Origin of the sequence: Kitasatospora sp. NPDC048286, from assembly GCF_043201735.1 — a bacterium.
Classification (GTDB): domain Bacteria; phylum Actinomycetota; class Actinomycetes; order Streptomycetales; family Streptomycetaceae; genus Kitasatospora.
The window spans coordinates 478,117-485,950 of the sequence record NZ_JBICZE010000007.1 but is presented as its reverse complement, the minus strand read 5'-3'; the positions used below and the strand labels follow the sequence as shown (position 1 = coordinate 485,950).

The window sequence follows — 7,834 nt, the reverse complement described above, 5'->3', positions numbered from 1 at the left end:
TGACCCACACCCCCCTCCGCGACACCCGGAGGACCGGCCGCACCACCGCACGCCGATGGCTGGCCGCCGCCGCCGTGACCGCCACGGCCCTCGCCGGAGCCACCGCGATCGCCTCCGCCGACACCACCCCGCCCCCCGCCGACAACTCCGCCGCACCCCCGGCCGTCGAGGACTTCACCTACCCCGGCGCCGACACCGTCACCAAGGTCAAACTGGGACGCGGCGACGGCCACATCCTGCTCGGCGACTGCACCAAGCCCACCCAGATCCAGATCTGGACCCGCGCCCCGGGCAACCCGGACAACCGGATCTGCTTCACCGTCGCCGGCACCACCGGCACCCTCACCCTCCAGCTGCCCGACGTCTTCGCCGTCCAGACCAGCGGCGGCCGCTCGCTGAAGGTCGGCCTCACCGTCGACGGAGCCGCCCAGACCCTCGACGTCCCCAAGGACGGCTTCAAGGGCATCGGCGAAGGCACCAGCGGCAACCCGGCGAGCATCACCGAGCTCACCGTCACCGGCTGACAGCCACCACCCGAACCCACGCACCCACCTCTCACCTTCGGGATCCCTCATGCTTCGCAACTCCTCGCCGCGCTCCAAGCGGGCGGGTCTGCTGGTGGCGGCTGCGGCCGCCGGCACATTGAGCACCTTCACTCCGGCCGGCGCCGTCTCCGGTGACGCCGCCGCCGACGGCTCCTACGCCTTCACCGCGCGCGTGGTGGTCGGTGACAACCTGCGCGCCTGCACCGGCGCGCTGGTGGACCGCAGCTGGGTGCTGACCGCCGCGTCGTGCTTCGCCGACGACCCGGCGCAGCCGCAGGCGCTCGCGGCGGGTGCGCCGAAGTGGAAGACGACCGTCACGGTGGGTGCGAAGTCGGTCGAGGTGGCCGAGTTGGCGCCGCGTCAGGATCGTGACCTGGTGATGGCCCGCCTGGCCACGCCCGTCGAGGGTGTCGTCCCGCTGTCGCTGGCGACCACGGCCCCGACGGCCGGGCAGAGCCTGCGGGTGCCCGGTTTCGGGCGGACCAAGGACGAGTGGGTGCCGAACAAGCTCCACACCGGCGCGTTCAGCCTCGACAGCGTGAGTGCGACCGGTATCGGTACCACCGGCACCGGCGGTGCCGCGATCTGCAAGGGCGACACCGGTGCCCCGGCGATCCGCGAGGTGAACGGCAAGGCCGAGCTGGTGGCCGTCGCCTCCCGCTCGTGGCAGGGCGGTTGCCTGGGCGTGCCCGCCACCGAGACCCGTACCGGCGCCTACAACACCCGCGTCGACGACCTCGGCGGCTGGGTCCAGCAGGTGAAGGCGTCCCGTCCGGGCAGCCGGCTGTTCGCGGTCGGCGGCGACTACCAGGTCTGGACGAACGACGGCGCGTACACCACGAACGTGTGGGGCACCTTCGAGGCCGTTCCCGCCAGCAGCGGCATCGGTCAGGCCAGTGTCGTCACGATGGGCGACAAGGTCCGCCTGTTCGCGGCCGACACCGACGGGCGGATCCGCACCGCGGCCAGGGACGCCGTCACCGGCACCTGGACCCCGTTCGGTCTCGTGCCCAACACCAGCGGTGTCAAGCAGGTGGCCGCCGTCGCCACCGGCGACAAGGTCCGCCTGTTCGCGATCGGCGGCGACGACAAGATCTGGACCGCGACCGGCGACTACACCGCCGGAACCTGGACCCCGTTCGTGGAGATGCCCAGCACCGGCATCAAGCAGGTCGCGGCCGTCGCCGTCGGCAACACCGTGCGCCTGTTCGCGATCGGCGGCGACAACCAGATCTGGACCGCCGACAGCACCAACGGCGGCCCCTGGACCACCTTCACGGCCATCCCCAGCAAGGGCATCCAGAGCATCGCCGCCACCACCATCGGCAACACCGTGCGCCTGTTCGCCGTCGGCGGGGACAACTTCATCTGGACCGCCGACAGCACCGACGGCGGCCCCTGGACCACCTTCGACCCGGTCCCCGGCGTCCGCGGAGCCAAGCAGGTGGCCACCACCACCATCGGCGACACCGTCCGCCTGTTCGCCATCGGCACCGACGAGCAGATCTGGACCGCCGACAAGAAGGCCGACGGCAGCTGGACCACCTTCTACGCCGTCACCAGCAAGGGCATCCAGTCCATCACCGCCACCACCGGCTGATCCGGACCGAACCCGCCGTTCCCCGCGGGAGCGGCCGGCACGATGCCGGCCGCTCCCGCGGGCTGCTCCTTACTGACTCGAAGAGGAATCCTCATGTCCCGCAAGACCCCGTCCCGTTCCTGGCGGGCCGGTGTGCTGGTCGCGGCCGCGACCGCCGGCACGCTGAGCACCTTCTCCCCGGCCGGTGCCGTGGTCGGCGATGCGGCCGCCGACGCCTCCTACACCTTCACCGCGCGCCTGGCGATCGGCGACAACCAGCGCGCCTGCACCGGCGCGCTGATCGACCAGTACTGGGTGATCGGCGCCGCCTCCTGCTTCGCCGACGACCCGGCGCAGCCGCAGGCCCTGGCGGCCGGCGCGCCGAAGTGGAGGACGACCGCCACCGTCGGCTCCAAGTCGGTTCAGGTGGTCGAGCTGGCGCCGCGCCAGGACCGCGACCTGGTGATGGCCCGCCTCGCCACGCCCGTCGAGGGTGTCGCGCCGCTCGCGGTCGGCACCTCGGAGCCGGCGGCCGGGCAGAGCCTGCGGGTACCCGGGTACGGGCGCACCAAGGACGAGTGGGTGCCGAACAAGCTGCACACCGGCGCGTTCTCGCTCGACACGGTGACCGCGACCGGTGTCGGCATCGCGGGTACCGGCGGCGCGGCCGTCTGCAAGGGCGACACCGGCGCCCCGGCCGTCCGTGAGGTCAACGGCAGGGCCGAGCTGGTCGCCGTCGCCTCCCGCTCCTGGCAGGGCGGCTGCCTGGGCACCCCCGCCACCGAGACCCGCACCGGCGCGTACGCCACCCGGGTCGACGACCTCGGCACGTGGATCACCAGGACCAGGCACTCCACCCCCTCGGGGACCGTGGTGACGGCCTCACCGTCCACTGTCGTCGACCCCGCCACCGGTCATCCGCTGACCTTCGTGCAGGACAGCAGGAACCACCTGTGGTCGGTCGACCCGCGGGGCGAGGGCTGGCTCGATCTGGGCACCTACGCCGCCACCCGCCCCACCGCGATCGCCAACCCGGCCGACGGCCACGTGATGGTGTACGTCAACGGGCCGGACAACAAACTCTGGTCGTACGACCGCACCACCGGCCGGTGGACCGCGTTCATCCCGACCTCCGCCGGGACGGTGCTGGCCCCCGACGCCGTGCCGCGCACGGTCGTGGACCCGGCCACCGGGCACCTGGTCACCTTCGTCCGTGACACCGCCCACCACCTGTGGTCCGTCGACCCGCAGGGCGAGGGCTGGTACGACTTCGGCCCGCTGGCCGCCACCGACCCCGTCCCGGTGGTCAACCCGAACGACGGCCACATCGTGGTCCACGTCAACGGGCCGGACAACCGGCTGAACTCCATCGACCGGCGCGGCGCGGGCCGGGTCGAGTTCGTCCCGACCCCCTCCGGCACGGCGATGGCCCCGGACGCCGTCCCCTCGACGGTCGTCGACCCCGCCACCGGGCACTTCACCACCTTCATCCGTGACACCGCCCACCACCTGTGGTCCGTCGACCCGTTCGGCCCGGGCTGGCGCGACTTCGGCCCGCTGGCCGCCACCGACCCGGTCGCGTTCGCCGACGAAGCCGGCAAGCGGACCGTGGTGTACGTCAACGGCCCGGACAGCAAGCTGAACTCGATCGACGTGTCGACCGGCGAGCGGACCGAGTTCGTCCTCACCCCGGCCCAGACCGCGATGGCCGCGGACGCCGTCCCGCAGACCGTCCTCGACCCGGCCACCGGGCACCCGGTCACCTACGTGCGGGACGTCAACAACACCCTGTGGTCCGTCGATCCGCTGGGGCCGGGCTGGGTCCGCTTCCACGGCGGCCCCTCCGCCCCCTGACCCGCGGCAGACCCGGGGCGGGCCGCCCCGCCACGCACAGGGCGGCCCGCATCCGGTCGGCGCCGGCGCCGACCGGAGCACCACCGCCGGTGAATCTCATCGGTACCCCCCGCTCCTGCGGGGTGCCGCCCTTTCGAACGTCCTGAGGAGATCTCTCTCATGTCCCGCAAGTCCCAGGCCCGTTCCCTGCGGGCCGGTGTGCTGGTCGCGGCCGCGACCGCCGGCACGCTGAGCAGTTTCTCCCCGGCCGGTGCCGTGGTCGGCGATGCGGCCGCCGACGGTTCCTACGCCTTCGCCGCGCGTCTGGCGATCGGTGACAACGTGCGGGCCTGCACCGGCGCGCTGGTGGACCGTTCCTGGGTGCTCACCGCCGCCTCCTGCTTCGCCGACGACCCGGCGCAGCCGCAGGCGCTGGCGGCGGGCGCGCCGAAGTGGAAGACGACCGTGACCGTCGGCGGCAAGTCGGCGGAGGTTTCCGCGCTGGTTCCGCGTGCCGACCGTGATCTGGTGATGGCGCGCCTGGCCACGCCCGTCGACGGTGTCGCCACGCTGCCGGTGGCCACCGCCGCGCCCGTCGCCGGTCAGGCGCTGCGGGTGCCCGCCTACGGGCGGACCAAGGACGAGTGGGTGCCGAACAAGCTGCACAGCGGCGCGTTCAGCCTGGACTCGGTGAGCGCGACCACCGTCGCCACCACCGGCACCGGCGGCGCGGCGATCTGCAAGGGCGACACCGGCGCGCCGGTGGTCCGCGAGGTCAACGGCAAGGCCGAGCTGGTGGCCGTCGCCTCCCGCTCCTGGCAGGGCGGCTGCCTGGGCGTGCCCGCCACCGAGACCCGCACCGGCGCGTTCAACTCCCGCGTCGACGACGTCGCCGGCTGGGTCCAGCAGGTCCGCGCGACGGCCGTGGGCTGGAAGACCCAGGCCCTGGTGCGCAGCGACGCGAACCTGTTCTTCGCGTCGCGGCTGTACGACGGTTCGTGGACCCCGTTCGAGGACGTCCAGGCCGTGGCGGGGAACATCGGTGGTGTGCGGGCCGCTTCCTCGGTCGGCATCAACGGTGACACCCATGTCGTCGCGCTCGGTGGTGACGGGCACCTGCACTACGCCGTGCACAGCCTCGACGGCGGCTGGGGGCAGAAGTTCGTGGACCTGAACACGACGGTGTCCGACCTGGGCAACATCACCCAGGTGACCATCGCCTCCGTCGGCGGTGACCTGCACGTGGTCGTCGTCGCGGACGGCTACCTGTTCCACAACGTCCGCTCGGAGAACGGGCAGTGGACGTCGTTCAAGGTGGTCACCGACGTGACCGGTCCGCTGAGCGGGATCACGTCCATCTCGGCGGCCGGTGCCGCGGGCGGGGAGCTGCACATCGCCGCCGTGGCCGGGGGGAAGGTCTACCACACGGCCCGTTTCGCCACCGGAAGCTGGTCCCGCTGGGGCTCGGTCGCCGAGGCCGCGGGCGCCACCGCGCCGGTGAGCGCCGTCGCCGTCACCCGGCAGAACAACGACCTCAACCTCGCCCTGATCGCGAGTGATGGTCAGTACCACACCATGCGCTACGCCAGTGGTAGTTGGCAGCCGGTCAGGTCGCTCGGCAGCGTCGTCGGGAACGTCACCGGTACCGGCATCAGCGCCGCCACTGTCGACACCGACGCCGTGTTCGCCGTCACCACCAACGACAACAAGGTCCTGCTCACCGCCCGCCACGCCGACGGCGGCTGGGACGCCCCCGAGGACCTCAACCTCACCGCGATCCCCGGCAACCACACCGGAACCGTGATCACCAGCTCCCTCTAGCAAGAACAGCAGGCGGCGCTCCGGGCGCCCCTGCCGCCGGTGAAACCGAGCGGCGCCCCGCGTACTCGCGGGGCGTCGTCATGTCCGAACGTCTCAGGAGAACCCTCATGTCCCGCAAGTCCCAGACCCGTTCCTGGCGGGCCGGTGTGCTGGTCGCTGCCGCGACCGCCGGCACGCTGAGCAGTTTCTCCCCGGCCGGTGCCGTGGTCGGAGACCCGGCCGCCGACGGTTCCTACGCCTTCACCGTGCGCCTGGCGATCGGTGACAACGTGCGTGCCTGCACGGGTGCGTTGGTGGACCGCTACTGGGTGCTGACCGCCGCGTCGTGCTTCTCGGACGACCCGGCGCAACCGCAGGCGCTGGCGGCCGGCGCGCCGAAGTGGAAGACCACCGCCACCGTCGGCGACAGGTCGGTGGAGATCGCCGAGCTGGCGCCGCGTCAGGACCGCGATCTGGTGCTGGCCCGCCTCGCCGCGCCCGTCAACGGCGTCGCCCCGATCGCGGTCGCCACCACCGCCCCCAGCGCCGGGGAGACGCTGCGGGTGCCCGGGTACGGCCGGACCAAGGACGAGTGGATCCCGAACAAGCTGCACACCGGCGCCTTCTCGCTCGACACCGTGAGCCCGACCGGCATCGGCATCACGGGGACGGGTGGCGCGGCGATCTGCAAGGGCGACACCGGCGCCCCGGCCGTCCGCGAGGTCAACGGCAGGGCTGCCGAGCTGGTCGCCGTAGCCTCCCGCTCCTGGCAGGGCGGCTGCCTGGGCGTACCCGCCACCGAGACCCGCACCGGCGCGTACGACACGCGCGTCGACGACCTCGGCGGGTGGATCAAGCAGGTCCGCGACGGCTGGTGGGAGAGCGTCACCGCCAACCCGCCGGCCCGCAGCTCGGTCTACGACCCGGCCCGGAAGATCACGACGGTCTTCGCCGTCGACGGCAACCGCCACGTGGTGTCCTCCTCCAGCGCGGACGGCACGACCTGGAGCGGTTGGGAGCAGGTCGCCGGCAACTGGGAGTTCGCGAGCGTCCCCGCCGCGCTGTACAACCCCGCCACCGGCGGCACCGAGCTGTTCGCCGTCGGCACCGACGGCGTGCTCAGCCAGACGTACTGGATGCCGGACGGCAAGGGCTGGCGCGAGTGGTACGCCCAGGACCTCAAGCCCACCCCCGACCGGAAGTTCACCGGCAGCCCCACCGCCGTCTACAACCCGGCGACGAAGACCGCGGAGGTCTTCGCCACCAGGGCCAACGGGGTGGTCGCGCACTCGTACTACACGCCGGGCATGACGGCGTGGAGCGGCTGGTACGACATCGACGACTGGCAGTTCGCGAGCAGCCCGACCGCCGTCTACAACCCCGCCACCGGCGGCATCGAGCTGTTCGTGATCGGCGGCGACGGCGTGCTGTCCCAGACCTACTGGCTGCCCGACGGAAAGCCCTGGCGCGGCTGGAGCACGCTGCACTCCGAGGTGAAGTTCACCGGCAGCCCGACCGCCGCCTACAACCCGGTGACCAGGACCGCGGAGGTCTTCGCCACCAGGACCAACGGGGTGGTCGCGCACTCCTACTTCACGCCGGGCATGGGCGAGTGGAGCGGCTGGTACGAGATCCCCGGCCGGCAGTTCGCCGGCTCGCCGACCGCCGTCTTCGACCCCGCGACCGGCGGCTTCGAGCTGTTCGCGGTCGACGGCGGCGGCATCCTCGCCCGCACGGAGTGGCTGCCCGACGGCAAGCCGTGGCGCGCCTGGACCTCCATGGGGGACTGGAAGTTCGCCACCGGTCGGTTCCCGGCCGCGACGTTCAACGCCACGGCCGGAGTCATGAACCTCTTCGCCACCGGCCGGGACGACGGCGCCCTGAACTACGCGTCGTACAAGGCCGACCCGGGCCAGACCTGGGGCGGCTGGAAGACGATCGGCGGCAAGACCATGATCACCGGCTGACGAGGCCGTGCACGGACCGGGCCCGGCCGCTCCTCCGATCGATCGGGGGAGCAGCCGGGCCCGGCTCGTTCTCAGGGGGCGCCGCGCGCGCCGCGCGAGCCGTCAGACGC

5 protein-coding genes are annotated in these 7,834 nt (G+C 72.6%); all 5 read left to right on the top strand.

From position 1 onward, the window contains the following. On the top strand, positions 1 to 524 hold a 524-nt coding region (locus ACGF13_RS20110; RefSeq protein ID WP_392876805.1), incomplete at its 5' end, for a hypothetical protein. Between the two features lie 49 nt (positions 525 to 573). Then, positions 574 to 2,145, top strand: coding sequence for a trypsin-like serine protease (locus tag ACGF13_RS20105; protein WP_392876802.1), 1,572 nt, complete (start codon positions 574 to 576; stop codon positions 2,143 to 2,145). Between the two features lie 93 nt (positions 2,146 to 2,238). After that, positions 2,239 to 3,978 carry a trypsin-like serine protease gene (locus ACGF13_RS20100; protein ID WP_392876799.1) on the top strand — a complete coding sequence of 580 codons (1,740 nt, stop codon included), beginning with the start codon at positions 2,239 to 2,241 and terminating at the stop codon, positions 3,976 to 3,978. 159 nt (positions 3,979 to 4,137) lie between these two features. Further along, a complete protein-coding gene (locus tag ACGF13_RS20095; RefSeq protein ID WP_392876796.1) occupies positions 4,138 to 5,778 on the top strand; it encodes a trypsin-like serine protease in 1,641 nt (546 codons plus the stop codon). A 107-nt stretch (positions 5,779 to 5,885) separates the two neighbouring features. Beyond that, entirely contained in the window at positions 5,886 to 7,724 is a 1,839-nt protein-coding gene (locus ACGF13_RS20090; RefSeq protein ID WP_392876793.1) for a trypsin-like serine protease, read from the top strand. Positions 7,725 to 7,834: the final 110 nt, after the last annotated feature.

Coding starts and splice junctions, on each gene's coding strand:
- ACGF13_RS20105 (WP_392876802.1), top strand. CDS start 574: ATGCTTCGCAACTCCTCGCCGCGCTCCAAGCGGGCGGGTCTGCTGGTG.
- ACGF13_RS20100 (WP_392876799.1), top strand. CDS start 2,239: ATGTCCCGCAAGACCCCGTCCCGTTCCTGGCGGGCCGGTGTGCTGGTC.
- ACGF13_RS20095 (WP_392876796.1), top strand. CDS start 4,138: ATGTCCCGCAAGTCCCAGGCCCGTTCCCTGCGGGCCGGTGTGCTGGTC.
- ACGF13_RS20090 (WP_392876793.1), top strand. CDS start 5,886: ATGTCCCGCAAGTCCCAGACCCGTTCCTGGCGGGCCGGTGTGCTGGTC.